The 22576-nt window shown below is 60.8% G+C and carries 25 protein-coding genes; 16 read left to right on the top strand and 9 right to left on the bottom strand.

All coding sequences use genetic code 11. From position 1 onward, the window contains the following. From ABR989_RS14435 to ABR989_RS14400, 8 genes are all read right to left on the bottom strand, one after another. On the bottom strand, positions 1 to 1400 hold a 1400-nt coding region (locus ABR989_RS14435; protein WP_428129879.1), incomplete at its 3' end, for a DUF4062 domain-containing protein. A gap of 336 nt (positions 1401 to 1736) precedes the next feature. Further along, a complete protein-coding gene (locus ABR989_RS14430; protein ID WP_428129877.1) occupies positions 1737 to 2243 on the bottom strand; it encodes a DUF992 domain-containing protein in 507 nt (168 codons plus the stop codon). A 202-nt stretch (positions 2244 to 2445) separates the two neighbouring features. Next, complete coding sequence (locus tag ABR989_RS14425; RefSeq protein ID WP_428129875.1) at positions 2446 to 3291, bottom strand: DNA-methyltransferase; 846 nt, start codon at positions 3289 to 3291, stop codon at positions 2446 to 2448. Between the two features lie 112 nt (positions 3292 to 3403). After that, positions 3404 to 3952 carry a hypothetical protein gene (locus tag ABR989_RS14420; protein WP_428129872.1) on the bottom strand — a complete coding sequence of 183 codons (549 nt, stop codon included), beginning with the start codon at positions 3950 to 3952 and terminating at the stop codon, positions 3404 to 3406. Beyond that, positions 3949 to 4170, bottom strand: a complete 222-nt coding sequence (locus ABR989_RS14415) for a helix-turn-helix domain-containing protein (RefSeq protein WP_428129870.1) — start codon at positions 4168 to 4170, stop codon at positions 3949 to 3951. The genes ABR989_RS14420 and ABR989_RS14415 overlap by 4 nt, the downstream gene beginning before the upstream one ends. A gap of 156 nt (positions 4171 to 4326) precedes the next feature. Beyond that, a complete protein-coding gene (gene glmU / locus ABR989_RS14410; RefSeq protein ID WP_428129867.1) occupies positions 4327 to 5760 on the bottom strand; it encodes a bifunctional UDP-N-acetylglucosamine diphosphorylase/glucosamine-1-phosphate N-acetyltransferase GlmU in 1434 nt (477 codons plus the stop codon). A 12-nt stretch (positions 5761 to 5772) separates the two neighbouring features. After that, positions 5773 to 6201 carry a hypothetical protein gene (locus tag ABR989_RS14405; RefSeq protein WP_428129865.1) on the bottom strand — a complete coding sequence of 143 codons (429 nt, stop codon included), beginning with the start codon at positions 6199 to 6201 and terminating at the stop codon, positions 5773 to 5775. Continuing rightward, positions 6198 to 6494, bottom strand: coding sequence for a hypothetical protein (locus tag ABR989_RS14400; RefSeq protein ID WP_428129863.1), 297 nt, complete (start codon positions 6492 to 6494; stop codon positions 6198 to 6200). Before ABR989_RS14400 ends, ABR989_RS14405 begins: the two co-directional genes overlap by 4 nt. A gap of 154 nt (positions 6495 to 6648) precedes the next feature. On the opposite strand from ABR989_RS14400, the gene ABR989_RS14395 reads away from it, so the two are divergent. The 14 genes from ABR989_RS14395 (at position 6649) to ABR989_RS14330 (ending at position 20175) form a co-directional block, all read left to right on the top strand. After that, positions 6649 to 7551 (top strand): tyrosine-type recombinase/integrase, encoded by a 903-nt coding sequence (locus ABR989_RS14395; RefSeq protein WP_428129862.1) that lies wholly within the window; start codon positions 6649 to 6651, stop codon positions 7549 to 7551. Beyond that, positions 7532 to 8104: an ATP-dependent protease subunit HslV gene (hslV, locus tag ABR989_RS14390; protein WP_428129860.1), complete on the top strand. Its 573-nt coding sequence runs from the start codon at positions 7532 to 7534 to the stop codon at positions 8102 to 8104. The genes ABR989_RS14395 and hslV overlap by 20 nt, the downstream gene beginning before the upstream one ends. A gap of 28 nt (positions 8105 to 8132) precedes the next feature. Continuing rightward, the gene (gene hslU / locus ABR989_RS14385) at positions 8133 to 9503 is read left to right on the top strand and encodes an ATP-dependent protease ATPase subunit HslU (RefSeq protein WP_428129857.1); all 1371 of its coding nucleotides are present in this window, start codon (positions 8133 to 8135) and stop codon (positions 9501 to 9503) included. Between the two features lie 106 nt (positions 9504 to 9609). Then, the gene (argB, locus tag ABR989_RS14380; RefSeq protein ID WP_428129855.1) at positions 9610 to 10554 is read left to right on the top strand and encodes an acetylglutamate kinase; all 945 of its coding nucleotides are present in this window, start codon (positions 9610 to 9612) and stop codon (positions 10552 to 10554) included. Beyond that, positions 10551 to 11750: an aspartate aminotransferase family protein gene (locus ABR989_RS14375; RefSeq protein WP_428129852.1), complete on the top strand. Its 1200-nt coding sequence runs from the start codon at positions 10551 to 10553 to the stop codon at positions 11748 to 11750. Before argB ends, ABR989_RS14375 begins: the two co-directional genes overlap by 4 nt. A 19-nt stretch (positions 11751 to 11769) precedes the next feature. Continuing rightward, positions 11770 to 12702: an ornithine carbamoyltransferase gene (gene argF, locus ABR989_RS14370; RefSeq protein ID WP_428129850.1), complete on the top strand. Its 933-nt coding sequence runs from the start codon at positions 11770 to 11772 to the stop codon at positions 12700 to 12702. Between the two features lie 23 nt (positions 12703 to 12725). Next, entirely contained in the window at positions 12726 to 13943 is a 1218-nt protein-coding gene (locus ABR989_RS14365) for an argininosuccinate synthase (protein ID WP_428129847.1), read from the top strand. A 32-nt stretch (positions 13944 to 13975) separates the two neighbouring features. Then, on the top strand, positions 13976 to 14152 hold the full coding sequence (locus ABR989_RS14360; protein WP_428129845.1) for a hypothetical protein: 177 nt from the start codon (positions 13976 to 13978) through the stop codon (positions 14150 to 14152). 41 nt (positions 14153 to 14193) lie between these two features. Continuing rightward, a complete protein-coding gene (gene argH / locus ABR989_RS14355; RefSeq protein ID WP_428129842.1) occupies positions 14194 to 15615 on the top strand; it encodes an argininosuccinate lyase in 1422 nt (473 codons plus the stop codon). Further along, the gene (locus ABR989_RS14350) at positions 15612 to 16118 is read left to right on the top strand and encodes a hypothetical protein (RefSeq protein ID WP_428129841.1); all 507 of its coding nucleotides are present in this window, start codon (positions 15612 to 15614) and stop codon (positions 16116 to 16118) included. The genes argH and ABR989_RS14350 overlap by 4 nt, the downstream gene beginning before the upstream one ends. 123 nt (positions 16119 to 16241) lie before the next feature. Next, positions 16242 to 17501, top strand: a complete 1260-nt coding sequence (gene lysA, locus ABR989_RS14345; RefSeq protein WP_428129838.1) for a diaminopimelate decarboxylase — start codon at positions 16242 to 16244, stop codon at positions 17499 to 17501. A 15-nt stretch (positions 17502 to 17516) separates the two neighbouring features. Next, complete coding sequence (gene dapF, locus ABR989_RS14340) at positions 17517 to 18407, top strand: diaminopimelate epimerase (protein WP_428129836.1); 891 nt, start codon at positions 17517 to 17519, stop codon at positions 18405 to 18407. Positions 18408 to 18429: 22 nt separating this feature from the next. After that, positions 18430 to 19302 (top strand): 4-hydroxy-tetrahydrodipicolinate synthase, encoded by an 873-nt coding sequence (gene dapA / locus ABR989_RS14335; RefSeq protein ID WP_428129833.1) that lies wholly within the window; start codon positions 18430 to 18432, stop codon positions 19300 to 19302. 114 nt (positions 19303 to 19416) lie between these two features. Beyond that, positions 19417 to 20175, top strand: coding sequence for a DUF1499 domain-containing protein (locus ABR989_RS14330; protein WP_428129832.1), 759 nt, complete (start codon positions 19417 to 19419; stop codon positions 20173 to 20175). A gap of 19 nt (positions 20176 to 20194) precedes the next feature. Here the strand turns inward: ABR989_RS14330 and ABR989_RS14325 are convergent, their stop codons facing one another. Then, positions 20195 to 21133, bottom strand: a complete 939-nt coding sequence (locus ABR989_RS14325) for an LLM class flavin-dependent oxidoreductase (protein ID WP_428129830.1) — start codon at positions 21131 to 21133, stop codon at positions 20195 to 20197. 212 nt (positions 21134 to 21345) lie between these two features. Here ABR989_RS14325 and ABR989_RS14320 point away from each other — a divergent pair, with 212 nt between their 5' ends. Together ABR989_RS14320 and hisH are read left to right on the top strand one after the other, a co-directional pair. Beyond that, positions 21346 to 21762, top strand: coding sequence for a hypothetical protein (locus tag ABR989_RS14320; protein WP_428129829.1), 417 nt, complete (start codon positions 21346 to 21348; stop codon positions 21760 to 21762). Between the two features lie 192 nt (positions 21763 to 21954). After that, positions 21955 to 22575 (top strand): imidazole glycerol phosphate synthase subunit HisH, encoded by a 621-nt coding sequence (gene hisH, locus ABR989_RS14315; RefSeq protein ID WP_428129827.1) that lies wholly within the window; start codon positions 21955 to 21957, stop codon positions 22573 to 22575. Position 22576: the final 1 nt, after the last annotated feature.

Below are 22576 nucleotides of genomic sequence, written 5' to 3'. Positions count from 1 at the left end.
GCAGCAGACCCTCGACCAACGTCGCCGGCTGCACTACTCAACTGCAGCCTCAACCTCAACCCAGATGGGCCAGATCCTCTCTTAAATCGATTGCTGACTTGTCCAAAAGGTTCTGACGACGTACACTTGTTGACCAACGCTTTGGCGATCTGTTCTCGCAGGGATAATTCGGATGCAGCGCCGAAGCGGTCCAGTATGTCATCGTATACCGCGACGGCCTTCTCGCTTCGGCCGAGTTGACCCAGCCTGTAGCCCTTGTTAACCAACGCTTTGGCGATCTGTTCTCGCAGGGATAATTCGGATGCAGCGCCGAAGCGGGCCAGCACGTCGTCGTAAACCGCAAGTTCTTCCTCATATCGGCCTAGTTCGCCGAGCCTGGCCCCCTTGTTGAACAGCGCTCTGGCAGCCTCTTCTCGCACAGGCACCTCGGACGCAAAGCCGAAGCGGGCGACTAGGTCGTCGTAGGCCGCAATTTCTTCCTCGCGTCGGCCGAGTTGACCGAGCGCGACCCCCCTATTAAACAGCGCTCGCGCGGTCCAGCCGTGCCCGTCCGAGTCGGTGGCCGAACCGAAACGTTCGACGATTTCCGCGAAGATGGCGATCGATTCATTTTGATTGTTCAAATAGAACTGGGCCCCGCCCAGCAATTCTTTGGCTCGCGCCCATTCGATGTCGGAGGACGCCATAGCCAAGGCCTTATCTGCGCAGAATAGGGCACCGGAGTAATCTGGAGTCTCAGCCCCCATCAGTCTGTCCGCTTCTGCGATCCAATAATCGAAGCTTGGGCTCACTGGCGTCGCGTCAGTAGGCGCTACGCCAGCCGGCATCGTAGGTGGACCGATTATGAGACTGTCAGAAGAAGGAGCATTTACGGTTCTCTCATGATCTAGAAGCCATTCCGCCAATTGCGCTTCCAGCAGTTCGCTGAAATCGTCCGGCACCGCGTAGGATTTGAACAGGTATTTCTTTCCATTCTCGATCCGCCGCTTGAAAGCGAGGACAGCTTTCAGTTGCTCCCCAGGATCTTTCAACTGCGATTTGGCGACTTCCTTGAAAAACAGGGCTATGTTGCGGATCTTTGTCTGTTCGTAAAGCTGCTCCGCCAGCTCCCATTCTTCTTCCGTCCCGGAAGAATGTCCGCCGCCGGTTGGCGTGCCCCAGCGATTGTGCAGGACGAATACTGCGTAGTCACATTCTTTGAGGTCTTCGTTAATGAGCGCTTGCGGGCGTCCGACGCCGGCGATCGTGTCCTCCCACCCGACGGGATGGAACGTGACCCCCCGACGTTCGGCATGGTGCCTAGTGAATTTTTCGAGCGTTTTGCTGAAGAGCTTTCGTTCCTTGTCGAGCCCTCCGGGCGAGCCGATGAAGACATAGTATTGGGTGAGAGACTTTGGCACGGCTAACACGTCAACTATCTGGAAGAGCGCCCATGGTCAACTGACGAGGAGCGCCCGATCAACATTCTGTCGCCTCCACTAAGCGAGTAGCAGCGAGCCGCACTATACGAACACCGAAGCGGACGGTTGAAGAATACGGACGCAGAATCTTGAATCGCGCGCCAGTTCCCATCTTATTCTTAACGATGGCCACCCGTGCCCACGGGCGCGCTGTATAAGGACCCTCACCTTTATCCTCGCCCTAACAGGGCGAGGATAATAAAGATCCGATCGGGTTACGCAAAGCTCTCCTTACAGGGAGAGCAAATTAACGCGTATTTCCCGCGCCGCCTAAGCTCAGTGGCGCGGAGGCTTGGTTCCTTCGTATTTCAGACTCATGTTTGCGATACCAGCGGCAACGTTCAAGCCATTCTGGCCCTCGACTGACACGGGTTGCAGCGCGATCGATCGATGAAAACCACCGAGCAAGACATTTGCTCCAGCGCCTACTCCCAGCGCCACGCTCGCCTGCACGCCAGCGTAGTCTCCGGCCAGAGCACCGGCGCCCAGCTCAGTCGTTGGAGCCGCAACTGCCCATAGAATCACTGCTGATTGCAGATAACCGATGTCGGCGCCGAACTTGGAAATACTGCCGCTGTAATATTCCGTGCGATGCTTATTCGACGCGTAGGTACAGTGGATTTTGTGCGAGGACCCTATAATAAAGCCCCATCCGGACGCTTCCTGGCAGGTCAAATAACCTGTTTTGACCGTCATCTTCTCCTCGGCATGCGCGGGCACGGCGGCCAAGCCTAACAGCGCCATCACCACTATTGCACTCGCCATCCCAGTCTTGTTTTTCATCGGCTACCTCCTTCGCAATGATGTCCATGGTCACTTCATTTAAGACCCGTTGGCGTCTCCGCCAAACCTCTGCCTGTTTTCAGGAACCGATGGCATCTCATGAATTGTATATCGGAGCATGCCGTCCTGCCAGTGTGCCCGGCGCGCGTTCACCGATTTACACACGGCAACGCGGCGATGTGACCCCGAAGCTTAACCTTTTTCAAAAGAGTGATGTCTGTAACGCGCGCGGAGCCGGTTCTGCCAGCCGATCCGGCAGGCGCGCCAATTCACCCTCGAATCGAAACCTGCTCGCCTCAAGGTAGGGCGAGTGGTTCTCGATAGATATCCATTTGCGGCCTTCGCGTTCACACGCCTCGCCGGTCGTGTTGCTTCCAGCAAAGGGGTCAAGAACCAAATCGCCAGAGTCGGTAAGGAATCGAATGAAGAAAGCCGGCACCTGAACAGGAAATCGAGCCGGATGAGGCTTGATATTGTTCAGCTTGCACAGTTCAAGATACCGTCCGTTGGCGTCATTGTTGCCATGCACCAGAAGATTCGATGGAATGGAACCGCCTCGATCGGTGAATTTCTTGGTGATGATATGTCCGGACGGACGGACCTTCGCTCTGTATCCGCGCTTTACCAGCCGTCGCATGTCCGGGCTGTATTCATTGAGCACGCGCTGATTGTCCGCCTTGGGGTCAGGCGTCTTCGATAACCACCAAAGACAGTTGACTGCGTCTTTCATCCGGATCTTTCGGACTGTTACCCATTCGGCCGGTGAGGGAAGCTTCGCGGGATTATACCAATAGAATTCTTGGGCTAAGTAGAAGCCGACCTCCCGAACCAAAGCAATCAACAAATCGAAATGATACAAGGAGCGGGTCGGCTTACCGGGTGTCCACGCACCGCCGATGTCGATCACAAAACTGCCGTCGTCTCGCAAGAGGCGGTGTACTTCGCGTGCGAACGGTAGAAACCACTCCACATAATCGCGCTGGTTGGCGTTGCCGTATTCCTTCTTGAAGTGAAGTGCATAGGGCGGTGAGGTGAAAGCGAGATTCACGCTCCCAGCCTCAAGCCCGGCCATAAAGGGTAGGGAATTCGCTACGTAGGCACGACCCAGCTTTGTTTCGTAAAGCGGTTTCGTCGGCAACTGCGGGTCGCCGGAGTGCCCGCTACTTAATCGCGTCCTTGAAGGCATTGAACAGATCATAGCTCCAAAAGCCTTCCGGTTGGAGCGGAACCGGCTGCATAATCGTAAGAAATCGTTCTAACGGCTTGGGCCGTCTAGTGAGACGGCGGGTTGCCACAAAAAGGTATTCCCATTTCCCCGTGAAATTAAAGAGACAGGCAGCGAGCACGTCGAATTCCTCCGGCTTGTAGCCGCGTGTAGGCTCGCCTTTCTTGTTGTTGCGGGTCTTCTGGAGTTCGACGCGCGCCGATCCCTGCGGACGTTTGGTTTGGCTAGGCGAACGGACGTTCTTGCACTCGATCTTAATCTCCCGACCTGCATAGGGCACGACGAAATCTGGTTGGCCGTCCTTGTCCTGCCAGATGACGCTTTGGAGAGCACCTTCCCGTTGCATTTGTTCGAGCTTCTGAAAGAGAAACCACTCGGCAAGCTTGCCTTTCACGTCCACCTGCGCACGAAACCCGCGCTCTATGGCGGACAGAATATCCCATGCTGTGGTATTCCATTTCTCTTCGAGCGGATGCTTCTTCATCTCGCACCGCGCTCGGGAAAAAGCTCGCGCACCGTGACGCCAAGGGCTTGCGCGAGGTCACAAATAACGCGGAGAGTGGGATTCCTCTCACCTCGTTCGATACCGCCGACATAGGTCCAGTGTCGGCCGCATCTAACGGCGAGATCTTCCTGGGTCCAACCTCGCTGTTCGCGAAGCTCGCGAACGCGTCGGCCGAATACGATAGAGGGCGATGCCACAATCGCATAAAAGCCGGAATGAAGACGATGTTTCTAGAGACTATGAGTATTGTGAAGTACGCCCCGCCTTGCGCTACTCCACCGTCACCGGCTTCGCCGGATTGCGCGGCTGATCGACGTCGGTGCCAGTCCCCTGCTCAAGCGATGCGTTTAATCTCAATGGTCCTTGGTGCGCTTCAAGCTGCCGTCGGGGCTGTCGCCGTGCTGCCTGCGCCAGGCCGCCATCCATCCCGCCTTTTCGCGTTGCGGATGATGCGACATCACAAGCGAGCCGTCGCGCACCTCGCGAACGATGGTCGTCCCTGACGCGACGTACACGTCGTTGCCGACCTTGACCGGCGCAACCAGTTGCGTGTCGCATCCGACCATGCATCGGTCGCCGATCACCGTCTGATGCTTGTCGTAGCCGTCGTAATTCACCGTGATAACGCCGCATCCGATGTTGGTGTCGGCGCCGATGGTAGCGTCGCCGAGGTAGCTGAGATGGCTGGCCTTGGCGCCGCGTCCGAGGCGGGCCTTTTTGGTCTCGACAAAATTGCCAATCCGGTTGTGCCCGGCGAGTTCGGTGCCGGCGCGCAGGTTGGCGAATGGGCCGATTTCGGAATCTTCGCCGATCACGCAATCTTCGGCGCGCACGCCCAGCTTCAGATGGCATCGCGGGCCGATCGTCACGTTGCTGAGCCATGCGGTGCCGTCTATTCGCACGCCCTCGCCGAGCTTGCACATCCCGATAATCTGGACGTTGGGACCGATTACGCAATCGGGCGCGATTTCGGCCTGCTCAGAAATGTAGGCGGTAGGGGGATCGACGAGGGTCACGCCGGATTGCATCAGCTTTCGGTTAACGGCCGCACGAATTTCCGCTTCCATATTTGCCAGCTCCTCTCGCGAGTTGATTCCGGCGAATTCCGCCGGGTCGGCAGCAACCCACGCTTCGACTTTTTCGCTTTCGCTTTCGTTGCGCGCACGCGCAATCGCAACGATATCGGTCAGGTAATACTCACCCTGCGCGTTGCCGGGTTTCAGTTCCGCCAGCGCCGACCGCAGCAACGCCGCATCGACCAGGTAAAAGCCGGTATTGATTTCCTTGACGGCGCGCTCGGCCGGCGTCGCGTCGCGGAACTCGACGATTTTCTCGACCATCCCGCCGCCGTCGCGAATCACCCGGCCGTACGCGGCGGGATCGTCGAGCATGATACTGATGAACGAGAGCTTTGCGCCGCGCTTTCGATGTGCGTCAAGAAAAGCGCGCAGGGTAGCCGGGGTGATTGCCGGCATGTCGCCGTAAGCGATGAACACGTCGCCGGTGAAGCCGGTTGGAATCCGGCTGAGGCCGCATCGCGCCGCGTCGCCGGTTCCGCGCTGAGGCTCCTGGAGCGCGAATCGCGCTTTGGAGAAGCCTGCTGCGGCTTCGACTTCGCGAGCTTGCCGGCCCACGACGATCACGATTGGCTCGGGCTCGAGCGCGGCGGCGGCGCGAATCGCGCGCGCGATCATCGGTTCTCCGCCAAGCTCGTGCAGGACCTTGGCCCGCTTCGAGCGCATCCTGGTCCCTTTGCCCGCGGCTAGGATGATTGCGGCAACGCTCATGATCGGTCCCGGCTATTGGTAATCATCGAAGTTCGAGACTTTCCACGTATCGGCGGTCTTGCGCGCCGTGATCAGCAAGTTGCGATTGAAGGCGCCGTCGTCGGGCACGTCGATGGTCGCGCGAAACAGGAACTCGACATGGTCGGCGCCGTCGCGCTCGGCGATGAGTTTGTAATGCACGACGGGCTTTTGAGTACTGGCGTCGATTTTCTGGCCGCCGATCATCTGTATCTCGCGATGAAGCTTGTCGAGTGCGAGGCCGATACAGAATGGCTCGGCCGCCTTCAGATCGATCGCTACATAGTATTGGTCCACGAAGCGATCGACGACGCCGCGCGCGCTGTTGGCCGGATGGCATCCGGTGGCAACGATCGAAGCGAACGCCGCGATGAAAAGAAGCCCGGCGCATCGGTCAAGAAGGAGGAATCTGCGGGAGGTCATGATTTTTTCTTGAAGAGAGCCTCCAGCTTGCCTTGCGCACCGGCTTTCGTTTTCGCCGGCGGCTTTGCGGCCGCATCGCCGGGCGCGAAGTATTCGCAGAAATTAAATCGCTCCTTGTCCACCACCCGCTCGGCCATGGTCTCACGGCAACTGTTGTTGTAGGCGGGATCGTAAAAGCCGCAATTGCGGCATGAGTGCATCGCGCGGCCGCATCCGGGACATTCGTCGCGAAAACCGACGCGATCCATCCCGGCGATGACTTCGATTTTGATCGCGCAATGCCAACAGTTCATGGCGAAGCCATGGGTTCTTCGCGCGACATAATGCGCCGCGAGATTTGCATAATTCGAAAGCGTTGGTTCCCTGAGGGACGCGCTGAGAGAGGCATGCTTTTTCGGCTGAATCGCCGCTGATAGCATAGCCGCTCAGGTGGGTGCGCGCGAGACAATGGAGGCGGAGGTAGAGGCTTTTGCGGCGGCGCTGAAGAAGGCGTCGCGTGCGGCGGAAAATACGGTGACGAATTATCGTCGCGATCTGCTCGCGCTGCGAAGTTTTCTGCTGGAGCGAGCGGAGCTGGTCGGCAGACGGGTCGATGAAATCGACGTCACGGGCATCACGGCGGATCATATCCGCAGCTACCTGGCCGAATTGATGAAAACTGCAAAACGCGCCACCGTGCAGCGCAGACTGAGCGCGATCAAGGCGTTTTTCCGCTACCGCGAGACGACGACTGGCGAGCCAAGCCCCGCGCGGTCGATTCGCTCGCCAAAAAACGAAAGACGGCTGCCGTCGATATTGCAGCCGGACGAAGTTCGCCGGCTGATCGAAGCATTTGCAGATGACTCGAAACCCGCGGCGATACGCGATCGCGCGATATTCGAGACGCTGTATTCGTCGGGGCTGCGCGTCGGCGAGCTGGTCGGGCTCAACTGGCGCGATATCGACGAAGAGCTCGGGATGGTCATGGTGCGAGCGGGCAAGGGCAACAAGGATCGGCTGGCGCCGGTGGGCGAGCCGGCGCTGGATGCATTGAGGGCGTGGCGGCGCGCGACGGCGGTTGCGTGGGAGCCCGACAGCGCGGTGATTACAAATCTTCGCGGCGGCAGACTGACCACGCGCAGCGTCGAGATGATCATGCAGCGGCGATTGGCGGCTGCGGGTCTGAGCGCGGGAATCACGCCGCATGGGCTGCGTCACAGTTTCGCAACGCATATGCTTGGCAACGGGGCGGACCTGAGGTCGATACAGGAAATGCTCGGCCATGCGAGCCTGGCGACCACGCAGCGGTATACTCATGTGAGCGTGAATCATTTGAAAGAGGTTTATCGACGTGCCTTTCCACGGGTTTGACAAGGGCCTCGAGCCGGGCGCCGAAATCCGCCACACGACGATTCTGAGCGTGCGCCACGAAGGGCACGTCGTCATCGCGGGTGACGGACAGGTGAGCGTTGGACAAACGATCATGAAGACCAAGGCGAAGAAAGTGCGCCGGCTGCATCAGGATCGCGTGCTGGCGGGATTCGCAGGCTCGACCGCAGACGCGCTTACGCTGTTCGACAAGTTCGAATCGAAGCTGCAGGAATACAACGGCGTGCTTCGCCGCGCCGCAGTCGAGCTGGCCAAGGACTGGCGCACGGATCGAATCCTGCGGCGGCTCGAGGCGATGCTGGTGGTGGCGGACAAAGAGAGCTCGCTGCTTATTTCAGGCGTCGGCGACGTGCTCGAGCCCGACGACGGGATATTGGCGATCGGATCGGGCGGCAACTACGCGCTATCAGCAGCGCGCGCGCTGGTTCGCCACGGCTCGGGGATGACGGCGCGCCAGATCGCGGAAGGCGCGATGAAAATCGCGTCGGAAGTCTGCGTTTACACCAACGACCAATTTGTCTTCGAAGAGTTGTAACCACAATACTCCAGGAAGTTTCCAGCCGATGGCAGTTCCACAAGTGATGACGCCGCGCGAGATCGTCTCGGAGCTCGACCGCTATATCGTCGGGCAGCATGAGGCGAAGCGCGCAGTTGCGATCGCGCTGCGCAACCGGTGGCGGCGGCAGAATGTCGCGCCGGAGTTGCGCGACGAAATTGCGCCCAAGAATATCCTGATGATCGGACCGACCGGCGTCGGCAAGACGGAAATCGCGCGGCGGCTGGCGCGGCTGGCGCAAGCGCCGTTCGTGAAGGTGGAAGCGTCGCGCTACACCGAGGTCGGCTACGTCGGGCGCGACGTCGAGTCGATGATTCGCGACCTGGCGGAAATTGCGGTCAAGATGGCGCGCGACGAAGCGCACGATCGGGTTGCGATCAAGGCGCGCGAGAACGCCGAGGAGCGATTGCTCGATCTGCTGTTCCCGGTGCCCACCAAGGTCCGCCGGCCCGCGGGTATCACGCCCGAGGGGAATATCGAAGCGATCGACAACGACTCGCACAAGGACACGCGCGAGAAATTGCGCAAGCTGCTCAATGGCGGCCATCTGGACGATCGTGAAGTCGAGCTCGAAGTCAGCGCGAACGCCGCGCCGAATATCGAGGTCTTCACGCCGCAAGGGATGGAAGAGATGGGCCTCAACATGAAGGAGCTGATGAATCAGCTCATGCCCAAGAAAACGCGCACGCGCAAAGTGAAGATTCCCGAGGCGCTGGAGTTGCTGACAACGGAGGAAGCGGCGCGGCTGGTGGATATGGAGGCGGTGGCGCACGAGGCGATCAGCCGGGCGGAGCAGTCAGGCATCGTGTTCATCGACGAGATAGACAAGATCGCGGGGCGGGAGACGCATGGGCCCGACGTCTCGCGCGAGGGGGTGCAGCGCGACCTGCTGCCAATCGTCGAAGGATCGACGGTCAACACGAAATACGGAGCGGTCAAGACCGACCACATTTTGTTTGTCGCGTCGGGGGCGTTTCACACGTCGAAACCGTCGGACCTGATTCCCGAGTTCCAGGGGCGCTTTCCGATTCGCGTCGAGCTGAAGGCGCTCACGCGCGAAGATTTCATCCGCATTCTGACCGAGCCCGAGAACGCGCTGACCCGGCAATACGTCGCGCTGATGGAGACCGAGGGCGTGCATATGCGCTTCACCGAGGACGGGGTGGCGGCGCTGGCGGAGATCGCGGCCAAGGTCAACTCGCGCTCGGAAAATATCGGCGCGCGCCGGCTGCATACGGTGCTCGAGCGGCTGTTGGAAGAGTTGTCGTTCAACGCGCCGGAACTGCAGGATCGCGAGCTGACGATCGACGCCGCATACGTTCACGGCCGGCTCGATGAAATCGTCAAGGACGAGGATCTCTCGCGGTATATTCTGTAGCTCCCATTCACCGTTACAATTGCCGTAATAGCCGCTGCCAAGCGATGGATTGCGCGGCGCGCTCAATACTGTTTTGATTTTCTTTTTTGGAGAGGTTCGTTAAGGCGTGAAAGAGGCCGTCCACAATCGAGCCGAAGTGCTCATCGAAGCGCTGCCCTACATTCAGCGCTTTCGCGGCAAAACGTTCGTGATCAAATACGGCGGCCACGCGATGCAGACCGAGGAGTTTCGCGAAAGCTTTGCGCAGGAAGTCGTGCTGCTCGACCTGGTCGGGATCAACCCGATCATCGTGCACGGCGGCGGGCCGCAGATTACGGAACTTATCGGCAAGCTCGGGCTGAAGTCGCGCTTCGTGCGCGGGATGCGCGTCACCGATCCGGCGACGATGGAAGCGGCCGAGATGGTCCTGCAAAGAATCAACAAGGACCTGGTGGCGACGATTTCCCGCCAGGGTGGCCGCGCGGTTGGGCTCTCGGGCAAGGATGGCGACCTGATCAGGTCACGCAAGATGCGGATGGTCGTGACCGATGACAACGGCAAACGCTCGCGGGTCGATATCGGGCTGGTCGGCGAAGTCGATCGGGTGAATCCGGAATTGCTGCGCACGCTCGAAGCCAACAACTTCATTCCGGTGATCGCGCCGACCGGGTTCGGCCGCGACGGCCAGACCTACAACATCAATGCCGACGTCGCGGCGGGCGAGATCGCGGCCGCGCTCAAAGCGGAAAAATTGATCCTGCTGAGCGACGTCGAGGGCGTGAAGGACAAGGACGGCAAATTGCTTCCGACGCTCGATGCCGCGGAAGCCAGGCGACTGATCGCGCGCGGGGTGATTGCGGAAGGGATGATTCCGAAGGTCGAATGTTGCATCGAGGCGCTGAACAAGGGCGTGGCGAAGACCCACATAATCGACGGCCGCGTCAAACACGCGGTGCTGCTGGAAATCTTCACCCGCTCGGGAATCGGCACCGAAGTGGTTCAACGCCGCGCCAAAGTGTCGGCGTTGACCGACACGGCGCGCAACGCAGAGGGCAGCGGCAAGGCGCGATGAACAATGCCGAGATAGTAGAACTCACGCATCGACACATGGTCGATGTTTACGGATGCCTCCCGATCGCGTTCGCACGCGGGCATGGCGCGTATCTGTATGACGCCGACGGCAACCGTTATCTCGATTTTTTCTGCGGGCTGGCGGTCACCAGTCTCGGTCATGGGAATCCCCGCGTCGTGCGCGCTATCAAGGAGCAGGCGGAAAAGCTCACGCACGTTTCCAACGTCTTTCACACCGAACCGACTGCGCGATTGGCCGAGCGGCTGGCGAATCGTTTCGGCGAGGGAAAGGTTTTCCTGGGCAACTCGGGGGCCGAAGCCAACGAGGCCGCGATCAAACTTGCGCGGCGATGGGGCAGCAACGCGGGCGGCGGGCGCTTCGAGATTTTGGCGACGCTCGGATCATTCCACGGACGCACGCTGGCCACGCTGAGCGCGACCGGCCAGGAGCGATACCATCAGGGCTTCCAACCGCTGATGCCCGGCTTCAGACTGGTGCCCTTCGACGATCTCGCGGCGCTCGATCGCGCCCGGCGTGACGAAACCGTCGGCGTGATGATCGAACCGATCCAGGGCGAGGGCGGCGTGGTCGTGCCTCGCGCGGATTACCTGAAGCGAATGCGCGACTGGTGCGATCGCAACAAGATGCTGCTGATTCTGGACGAAGTGCAAACCGGAGTCGGGCGCACCGGGCGATTTTTCGCGTACGAGCACGCCGGCATCAAACCCGACATCGTGACGCTGGCCAAGGCGCTCGGCGGTGGAATTCCGATCGGTGCGATGATTGCGCGGCCCGAGTTCGCATCGAGCTTCACGCCCGGCAGCCACGGCAGCACGTTCGGCGGAAATCCGGTGGCGTGTGCGGCGGCGCTGGCCGTGATCGACGCGCTCGAGCAGGATGGCGTGCTGGACAACGCGTCGAGCGTCGGCGGCTATATTATCGAGCGGCTCGGCAAATTTGCGCGCTCGTGCGATCGAATCGTCGAAGTTCGGGGACTCGGAATGATCATCGGTGTGGTGCTCAAGCAGGACGTGCGTCCTATCGTCGACGAGTGCGTCAAGCAGCGGCTGCTCGTCAACGGCACTGCGGGCAACGTGCTGCGGCTGCTGCCGCCGCTGAACCTCACCCGCGAGGAAGCCGACGCCGGTCTTGCGATTATCGAAAATGCATTCAAGAGCTTGCCAATTCCGAAATGACTCGCGTCGCATACGCCAGATGAAACGCGATTTCCTCGATCTCAGTTCGCTCTCGCCGGCTGAACTCAGCGGACTGCTCGCGCTTGGCGCGCGGCTCAAGGCCGAGCTCAAGATAGGACTCGAGCATCCGCACCTGCGCGGCAAGACACTCGCGATGGTATTTCAGAAGCCGTCGCTGCGGACGCGAATCACGTTCGAGACCGGCATGACGCAGCTTGGCGGGCATGCGATTTATCTCGCACCGAATGATATCGGTATCGGGGAGCGCGAATCGGTCAAGGACGTCGCGCGTAACATTTCGCGGTCCGTGGATTTGATCATGATTCGCACCTTCTCGCACGAGACCGCGGTCGAGCTTGCGCGCGAGGCCACAGTGCCGGTCATCAATGGGCTCACCGATTTGCTTCATCCGTGCCAGTTGCTCGCCGATCTGATGACGTTGCAGGAACACTTCGGGCGCGATCTCAGGAAAGTCCGCGTCGCATTTGTGGGCGATGGATTCAACCTTGCACAGAGCTGGATCGAGGCGGCCTCGATCGCGGGTTTCGAGCTTAGGCTGGCTTGCCCGAAGGGCTACGAGCCCGAGAAGGCGTTCATGAATCGGCTGCGCGGCGAGGAAATCGGCACGCTCACCGACGATCCTGCCGGGGCGGTAAAGGACGCGGACGTCGTTTACACCGATACGTGGACTTCGATGGGCCGTGAGAAAGAAGCCGCGCAGCGCCGGCGCGACTTCAAGGGGTTCCAGGTCAACGACGCGCTGCTGAAGAATGCGCGCAAGGGCGCGATCGTAATGCATTGCCTGCCGGCGCATCGCGGCGAGGAAATCACCGACGCCGTGATCGACGGGCCGCGCTCCGTCGTGCTTGACCAAGCCGAGAATCGGCTGCATGCGCAGAAGGCGGTAATGGTCTGGCTGATACGCCCTGAAATTTTGCAGACTTCGCCGTAGCCAGAGTGACGGCGGGACGAATCATGGCAACCGAGGAAATAAACAAACTGGTGCTCGCCTATTCGGGCGGACTCGACACGTCGGTGATCCTGCGCTGGATCAAGGATCGCTTCGGATGCGAGGTGATCGCATATTGCGCGGACATCGGTCAGGGCGACGAGACCCAGGGCCTGGAAGAGAAGGCGCTCAAGACCGGAGCGAGCAAACTTCGCATCGTCGATCTTCGCGAGGAATTCGCGCGCGACTTCGTGTTCCCGATGATGCGCGCGAATGCCGTGTACGAGGGCTATTATCTGCTGGGTACGTCGATCGCGCGGCCGATGATCGCCAAGAAGCAGGTCGAGATAGCGCGCGAGGAAAGCGCCGACGCTGTCGCCCACGGCGCCACCGGCAAGGGTAACGACCAGGTGCGATTCGAGCTGACGTTTGCGCGACTCGCGCCGGACCTCAAGATCGTCGCGCCGTGGCGCCGTCTCGATTGGCCGTTCAAAGGCCGCGCCGACATGCTTGCATACGCCAACGAAAAGAAGATTCCCGTGCCCGTGACCGCCGAGAAGCCGTACTCGATGGATCGCAACATGGTCCATGTCAGCTACGAGGGCGGTATCCTCGAGGACCCGTGGCGCGAGCCTTACAACGACATGTTCCGAATGACCGTCTCTGCCGAAGACGCGCCGAACAAGCCTGAGTACGTCGAAATCGAATACGCCGGCGGCAATCCGGTCGCAATCAATGGAGAACGGCTCGCGCCCGCGCGGATTATCGAGCGCGCCAACGAAATCGCGGGTCGCCACGGGATCGGCCGCGTCGATTTGGTGGAGAACCGCTACGTCGGAATCAAATCGCGCGGAGTTTATGAGGCTCCCGGGGCGACCATCCTCTTCCATGGGCACCGTGCGGTTGAGCAACTCACGCTCGACCGCGAGGTGATGCATCTGCGCGACTCGCTTATCCCACGCTACGCGGAAATGGTGTATTACGGATATTGGTTTGCGCCCGAGCGTGAGGCGCTGCAGGCGCTGGTGGATGACACGCAGAAAAACGTCAGCGGAGTCGCGCGGCTGAAGCTCTTCAAGGGCGGCGTATGGATCGCCGGCCGCAAATCGCCGAACTCCCTGTATGATCCGAAGATCGCGAGTTTCGAGGAAGCGGGCGGGTTCAATCAGGCCGACGCCGACGGATTCATCAGGCTCGCGGGCGTGAGGCTTAGAGCGCTGGCTCGTGTGGACACGAAGAGCTGATCGTCAAATCGATCATCGGAGGACGCATCGAGTTGGGCAAGGTCATCCAGTTCAAGCCGCCGCGAACACAGCCCAAGCTGGTGCCCCGTCCGCGCACCGGAGATTGCGATCACTGCCATCACAAGATGGACGTCCATATCACCCATCCCGACGGTTCGATGAGTTGTGCGGCGCGCGGATGTGCATGCCAATTGCGGCCCGCCAACTGATGCGGCCTGCTCCGATCGTTTCACAGTGAAAGAGTGAAAGAGTGAAAGTGCGTCGCAGCCGGGAGAAGAACGCCAAAGCTGTGCCGGTCGGCGCCGCGGCGCGCAATCTCATCCGGGGAAGATTTGCGCGCGGCCGCATCCCCGAGGTCGAAGCCTTCACCGCGTCGTTGCCCTTCGACCGGCGGCTTTTTCGGCACGATATTCGCGGGTCGATCGCGCATGCGCGGATGCTCGAGAAGGCCGGACTGCTCAAGGCGAGCGAGTTGCGCGCAATCGTTGGCGGACTCGGGCGTATCGAAAGTGAAATCGCGGATGGACGCTTCAAGTTCGATATCGCCGATGAAGACATCCACCTGGCAGTCGAGCGCCGGCTGATTGCGCTGATTGGCGAGCCCGGCCGCAAGCTGCACACCGGGCGTTCGCGCAACGATCAGGTCGCGCTCGACATGCGGCTCTATCTCCGCGACGAGATTGCCGGGGTGATCGCGCTGGTCGCCGGGCTTCGCGCCGTGCTGATTCGGCTTGCCAGGCGCCACGTCGCCACGATCATGCCCGGCTATACGCATTTGCAACGGGCGCAGCCGGTCACGCTCGCGCATCATTTGCTCGCCTACGTCGAGATGCTTGGCCGGGATCGCGAGCGCTTCGAGCAGTCGGCGGCGCGCACGGCGATCATGCCGCTGGGCGCGGGAGCTTTGGCGGGGACGACGCTGCCGCTGGACCGCCGGATGGTCGCGCGAGCGTTGGGCTTCAGGGCGATCACCGCCAACAGCATGGACGCGGTGTCGGATCGCGACTTCGTGGTGGATTTTCTTTCGGCCGCCGCGCTCACGCAGGTGCATCTGTCTCGGATGAGCGAAGAAATGATTCTCTGGACGAGCACGGAGTTCGGGTTTGCGGCGCTGCCCGATGAATTTTCGACCGGTAGTTCGATGATGCCACAGAAAAAGAATCCTGATCTGCTCGAATTGATCCGCGGCAAGACCGGCCGGGTAATCGGCGATTTGGTCGCTATGCTGACGGTTTTGAAGGGCCTCCCGCTGGCCTATAACTCGGACTTGCAGGAAGACAAGGAACGCGTGTTTGACGCGCTCGACGCGCTCAAGCCGGCGCTCGAACTGCTTGCGAAGTTCTGGCCGAAACTGCGGTTTGATACCAAACGCATGCGAGCGGCAGCGGGAGGATTCGCGCTGGCCACAGATCTCGCGGAATACCTGGTCAGCCGTGGCACTGCGTTTCGCCGGGCGCATGAAATCGTCGGCGCGATAGTCCGCGAGACGGCCGAAGCGGGCCGGACGCTCGAGGACCTGAGCACCGCGGAGTTGAGACGGCATTCCAGCGCGTTTGGCGCCGGCGCAATCGCGATTCTTCGAGCCGAGAACTCGGTCGCCCGGCGTACGATCGAAGGCGGCCCGGCGCCGTCCGCAGTCAAGCGCCGCCTAAAGGAGCTCGGAGGTCGATGAATCGGGAAACCAGCCGTGCGAAGTGGTTGACGTTTGCGCTCATGATGGCTGCGCTTGCAAGCGCGGTGTTGCTCGGATGCGGCGTGAAGTCATCGCCAATACCACCGGAGGCGGCGCGTCCCGAGAAAATCCTCGGCCTTGAGGCCGCCAATGCGAAAGATGGAATTCGGCTGACCTGGCCCCGACCCGAAACCTACGCCAACGGCCAAAAGATGCGCGACCTGGGCGGCTTTACAATCTCGCGCGCCGAAGAGGGCAAGCCTGTCGAGAAGATTGGCGACATCCAGGTGCATGATGAAGGGCGATACCAGGTACAACACACCTTCACGTTCATCGACGGCGCGACCATTTTGCGCAAGACCTATCATTACCAGGTGACTTCCAACACCACCGACGGTTACGTCAGCGAACCGTCGAACGATGTGACGATCATGCGCAAGGCCGCATCGGCTCCGCCGAACCCGGAAAATTTCGTAGTGCCCACGCCAGTGCCGCTTCGATAACACCGGGCGCGAGCGGAGCTACGGCGAGCGTCCGTTTATTCGCCGGGCTGCGCTATGATAAAAACGAAGCCTTGCACCGCCGCCAAGTGAGCGAAGCAGCCGCGTGACCGACGCCACATCGCAATGAACTACTTCGAATACCGCAACGATCAGCTTTATGCCGAGGACGTGCCGATCGCCGATTTGGCGCGGCGAATCAACACGCCTTTTTTCGTATATAGCGCGCGCACGCTCAGGCGGCATTTCCGGGTCTTCGACGAGGCCTTCGCCGGCACCGACCATTTGGTCTGCTACGCGATGAAGGCGCTCTCGAATCTGAGCATCCTGAAATTGTTCGCCTCGATGGGCGCGGGATTCGATATCGTCTCCGTCGGCGAGCTGATGCGATGCCTGCGAATCGGTGCGGACCCCCGCAAGATTGTCTTCTCCGGCGTCGGCAAGACCGACGAGGAGATTGCGGCTGCGCTCGAAGCCGGCATCCTGATGATCAACGTCGAGTCGCGCCCGGAACTGCATCGCGTGGCTGAGGTCGCGGGCCGGATGAAGCATCGCGCACCGGTCAGCCTGCGCGTGAATCCCGATCTCGATCCGGGCACGCATCCGCACATTTCCACCGGCCATCGCGACAGCAAGTTTGGCGTACCGCTCTCGCAGGTGGACGAATACTACGCGGAAGCGAGCGCGCTGGCGCAGCTTGAAATCGTCGGTCTGAGCACGCATATCGGCTCGCAGATAACCGAGATGGCGCCGTTTGCCGAAGCGGGACGGAAGGTTGCCGCGATTGTCGGCCGGCTCCGCAGCGCGGGAATCGCGCTCAAGTATCTGGATCTCGGCGGCGGTCTCGGAATCCCCTATCAGGAGCAGCCGCCGCTGCCCTCGGAATACGCGCGCGCTCTGCTGAAGCCGGTCGCGGGTCTTGGGCTCAAGATAATCACCGAGCCGGGACGTGTTATGGTCGGCAACGCGGGCGTGTTTGTGACGCGAGTCCTCTACAACAAGGAGACCGACGTGAAACGCTTTGTCGTTATCGACGGCGCGATGAACGATTTGATCCGCCCCGTGCTTTACCAGGCATATCACGCAATCGTTCCCGTCGATCGCCGGATGCCCGGCAAGACCGTGACGGCAGACATCGTCGGTCCGGTTTGCGAGAGCGGCGATTTCTTCGCGCGCGAGCGCGAGATGGCTGAGCCCGCGGAGGGTGACTTGCTCGCCGTGATGAGCGCCGGCGCTTATGGCTTCGTCATGTCGTCGAACTACAATAGTCGCCCGCGCGCGCCCGAGGTCATCGTCGACGGCGCCGAAGTGCACGTGATTCGCGAGCGCGAGAGCTTCGAGGACCTGATCCGCGGCGAACATATCGTCAGCCTCAAGCCGGCGTGAGAGCGCACAAACGCGATGGCAACGCTCGAATTCACCAAGATGCACGGATGCGGCAACGACTATATCTACATCGTTGCTTTGCGCGCGCGTCCCGCCGATCCTTCCGCACTTTCAGTTAAGCTTTCCGACCGCCACTTTGGCGTAGGCGGCGACGGTTTGATCATGCTCGCGCCGTCAAGCAACGCCGATATACGAATGGAGATGTACAACGCGGACGGAAGCCGCGGCCGCATGTGCGGCAACGGAATCCGATGCCTTGCGCGGCTCGCCTTTGAGCGCGGCCTTGTGCGCGCGAATCCGATGGTTGTGGAGACCGACGCCGGGCTCAAGACGGTCGAGCTGCGGCTGGAAGCCCGCCGCGTGGTCGGCGCGACGGTCGATATGGGCGAGCCGATTCTCGAAGGCCGCGACATCCCGGTCAATGCCGTCGGCCGAATTATAGACTATCCGCTGGATGTCGCAGGCATGCGCGAGTCGATCACGGCGGTATCGATGGGCAATCCGCATTGCGTCGTGTTCGTTGCCGATGACGGCGTATTCAAGCTGCCGGATCGTGACTTCGCGGAACTGGGCCGCAAGTTCGAGCATCATCCGTTCTTTCCCCGCCGCGTAAATACCGAGTTCGTCAGGGCCGCGTCGCGCCGCAATCTCAGGATGCGCGTGTGGGAGTGCGGCTCGGGCGAGACTTGGGCCTGCGGCACTGGAGCATGCGCGGCACTGGTCGCGGCGGTTCTGACAAATCACTCCGAGCGGACCGCGACGGTAGAGTTGCGCGGCGGCAATCTTGAAATCGAATGGCGCGCCGACGGAGCCGATGCGAATCACGTCTTCATGACCGGCAACGCCGTCGAGGTTTTTCGTGGCGAGGTCGAGCTGGGCGCGGACGAGATGGTCCCGGTGAGTTGAATAAAGCGGGAGGCTTCGAACGATGTTCAATGGCGCGCTGACTGCTCTCGTAACGCCGTTTCGCGATGGCGAGGTGGACGCGCCGGCGTTGCGCGACCTTATCGAATGGCAGATTCAGAGCGGAATCGACGGGCTGGTCCCGTGCGGCTCGACCGGGGAATCCGCCACGCTCACGCACGCCGAGCATAACAACGTAATCAAGCTCACGATCGAGCAGGCGCGAAAGCGCGTCCCGGTAATTGCGGGCACCGGCTCGAACTCGACTGCGGAAGCTATTCGGCTGACCGCGGCTGCGCGCGAAATGGGTGCGGACGGCGCGCTGTTGCTATCGCCCTATTACAACAAGCCCACCCAGGACGGCATCTTCAGGCACTACAAGATGATCGCGGCGAGCGTGGATATCCCGCTGTTCGTGTACAACATTCCCGGTCGCACGGCCTCGAACATCGCGCCCGAGACCTTTGCCCGACTCAGCGAAATCAAGAACATCGTTGGCGTCAAGGAGGCGTCGGGCTCGATGGATCAGTCGTCGGATATCCTCAAGATGTGCGGCGACCGGCTCGCGATCTTTTCCGGCGACGACGGCTTGACGCTGCCGCTGATCGCGCTTGGCGCCAAGGGCGTGATCTCGACGTGCGGCAACGTGGTTCCGCGCGAGATGCGCGATCTTGCGGCAGCCGCGCTCGGGGGTGATTTCGTGAAGGCGCGCGAGATCCATTACCGATTGATCCCGCTGATACGTGCGCTGTTCGTCGAAACGAATCCGATTCCCGTCAAGCAGGCGCTCGCGTTCATGGGCAAGTGCGCCAACGAGTTGCGGATGCCGTTGGTAACGATGACAGCAGGCCCCGCGGAGAAGTTGCGCATCGCGATGAAGGAACTCCGCCTCGTCTGATCGCTCATTGGTCGCGGGAGGTTCGTTTCTGTTCGTATTGCCGCAGTTCGTGGCACGGAGAGTCAGGAACCAGACGCCGGGTGCGAACGCGAATTTCTGGCTGGGGAGAACCCGATGACTTTTGTATGGCTGGCATTTTTTGACGCTTTGTTGGCTATCGCGCTGATCGCGGCAGGAATTGTCGGCGCGCACTTCTACCTGATAGAGCCGGTCGTAGGTTTCGGGCTGTTCGGTCTCGGGGTTTTTCTTAGCGTCCTGGGTTTGCTAGTCGGTCTCCTCGCAATTTTCCTGACGCGGAAGCCTCAACTGGCAGCCGGGCGCAATCGGGCCTTGTTGGCCACAGTGGTATGCGCGCTGATCGCGCTGCCGATGATCGTTACAATCCTACTCAGTCTGAAGTACCCGCCCATCAACGACATCACGACAGATTTCGACAATCCGCCCGAGTTCGTCTTCGCCCAAAGGCTGCAGCATGAAGCGAGGCGCGACATGAAATACGACAAGGCGAAGTACGCGGATAGGCAGCAGGCGGGTTACGGGCCGATCGGTCCGATCAAGGAGCGCCTCGAACCGTCGGCGGAATTCGAGCGCGTAACAGAGGTCGCCCACGCCGCGCCTGCGTGGAAGATTACCTATTCCGATCCGGCCAGGAATACGCTCGAGGTCGTCGCGACTTCGCGGCTGTTCCATTTCCAGGATGATGTCGTGATCCAGATTCGGCCGACTCCCGACGGCGTAAGCCTGATCGAGATGCGCTCGAAATCGCGCGACGGGATCGGCGATTTCGGCGTCAACGCCCGGCGTATCCGGCGTTTCTTTGATCGCGTCGCACTCGCCCGCGGCAAGGTCAACCCTCAAGAGGAACTGCCGTAAGGGCGCGAACGAATCTGCGCTATTGCTTGAGCGCGCGAATCGTCCGCATCACGGCGGCGTTGCGATCTTCATTGACCGGATTCGTGAACACGATCGCAGTGCCGATTCCCTGCGCGCATAGCTCCTGCAGTCGCTCGCGAACGCGCGCTTCCGAGCCGACCAGCAGGGTCGCATCGATCAGTTCGTTGCTGACCGCCTTGACGGCCGCGTCGCCGTCCCGCCCCGCAGCGCGAATAGCTGCGATTTCCCGCTCGAATCCAGAATGCGCCATCATGTTGCCGTAGAACCTGAGCGCGCCGTAGCGTGACAGGAGCTTGCGCGCGGGACGACGCGCGGCTTCGAGATCGTCCGAAATGAACGCGGTGGCGAATAGCGCAGCCTCGATCTGTTTGGGATCGCGGCCGCCGATCCGTGCGCCCTCGGCCAACTCGCCGAGCGCTTCCTTGACCCGCGCCGGCGGAAAGAAGTTGAAAATGACGCCGTCTCCGATTTCGCCGGCCAGCTTCACCATCGGGCGCGATACCCCCGCCAGATAAAGTGGCAGCTTCGCGCTGACGCGCGGCCCGGTCTTGCCCCCGTCGAGCGCGGCGCGAACAGTCTTCACCGTTTCGCGCATCCTGATCAGCGGTATTCCCATTTCGATTCCCAGCGCGGAATTGCTCTCGCGATGGCCCGTGCCGAGACCGAGGATAAATCGTCCGCCGGTGAATTCCTGGACCGCGGCGGCTTCATTGGCGAGCAGATTCGGATGGCGCAGATAGATGTTCGTGATCGCAGTGCCGAGTTTGATTCGCTTGGTGTGAAGTCCGAGCGCGAGCGAGCACGCAATCGAGTCGTTGTTCGCCTCGGTCATGAAGACGCCCGAAAAGCCCGCGTCCTCCGCCGCCCGCGACCATTCGATCAGGCGAGCCGGCGGGCTGTCGGGAAGTATTGTGCAAGCAAGTGCAGTTTTGGCCATGATGAATTTTCCTTGACTTGAAGCGACACTTTCATCAAGCAGCAGTTTCCGTCAAGCCGTGTGCCCGCCGGAACCGGAGCGTTGTGCCGCCGAGCCCAAGAGTTAGTTGCGTTCGCTGGACTTATTGGGCTGCGGCATCGTACAGGTAATGCGGATTGCCAACGATGGGGCCGCTTTTCCCGGGTCACATCTCAACCTGGAGGACGAATGCGATGAAACGAATTGCTGTGGCATTGATCGCGACAAGTATGCTGATGACCGCGGTGAGTGTGGGACTCGCAAAAGATCTTTCTTCGGCCGGGATCGAAGAGGCGTTCATTGATGGGGTCGGGACCTGCGGTCCGTCGAGCAACGTCGCGGGCTCGCTCGGCAAGAGTGACGATGCGCAGGTGAAGATTGCGCTTCGCAACGCGTTGATTACTGAAGCCGCTGACGACGCCGCCGCGGTCGCGGGCTCCAACAAGGCGCACAGCGACTGCATCAGGAAGGAACTCACGTCGCGCGGATTGTCTGACAACGATATGGCCGCGCTGCCCTATTGCGTTAAGCACGACTGGCCGGATCCGTTCACCAGCCTCGGCGTGTGCGTGAAGAGTCACAGCCGCCTCGAGGGCGCGCTGAAGAAGTAGTCGCGCACATACGCTTGCTGAATGACGATTCGAACATCGGCGCGTTCCATCGCGGAGCGCGCCGATGCCGTCTTCCGTTCCTTCCCCGGCTTTCTTTCACCAATTGCTCGAGATGCTGAAACCCCAGCAGCCTGGACCGAGCCTTGGGTGGCGATGCGCCTCCAGCTATGATCGGCTTCTCCGGATGGAGCCATGATCGCAATCGTCGATTACAAAGCCGGCAACCTCACCAGCGTTCAGCGCGCGCTCGAATTCCTCGGCCATCAATCCGAGATAACCGATCGCGCCGAGCGCATCGTCGCCGCCGATCGCGTAATCCTGCCGGGCGTCGGAGCCGCCGGCGCCACGATGGAAAATCTGCGCACGCTCGGACTCGTCGAAGTTCTCCGCAACGGCGTAGCCCGCGCCGGCAAACCATTCCTGGGCATCTGCATCGGCATCCAGGTGCTGCTCGATCGCAGCGAAGAGGACGATGCCGATTGCCTCGGCATTATCGCCGGTCGCGTGGTGCGCTATCCGCGCTCGATTGACGGCCGTACCCTCAAGGTCCCGCAAATCGGATGGAACCGCGTGCGCCAGACGCGGCCTCATCGAGTCTTTGCCGGCGTGCCCGACAACACCCACTTCTATTTCGTCAATTCGTATTATCCGATTCCCGACGACCCCTCGATGGCGATTGCCGCTTCCGACTACGGCATTCCGTTCACCGCGGCCGTCGCGTGCGGCAACGTGCTCGCGACTCAATTCCATCTCGAAAAGAGCGGTGCGGCCGGCCTCAAACTGCTCGACAACTTCTGCCGGCTGAGTTGCTGAC

Source organism: Binatus soli (SeqCode) (genome assembly GCF_050015535.1).
Lineage (GTDB): Bacteria > Desulfobacterota > Binatia > Binatales > Binataceae > Binatus > Binatus soli.
Note: the sequence above shows the minus strand (reverse complement) of the source record. Positions and strands in the feature narration are given on the sequence as shown.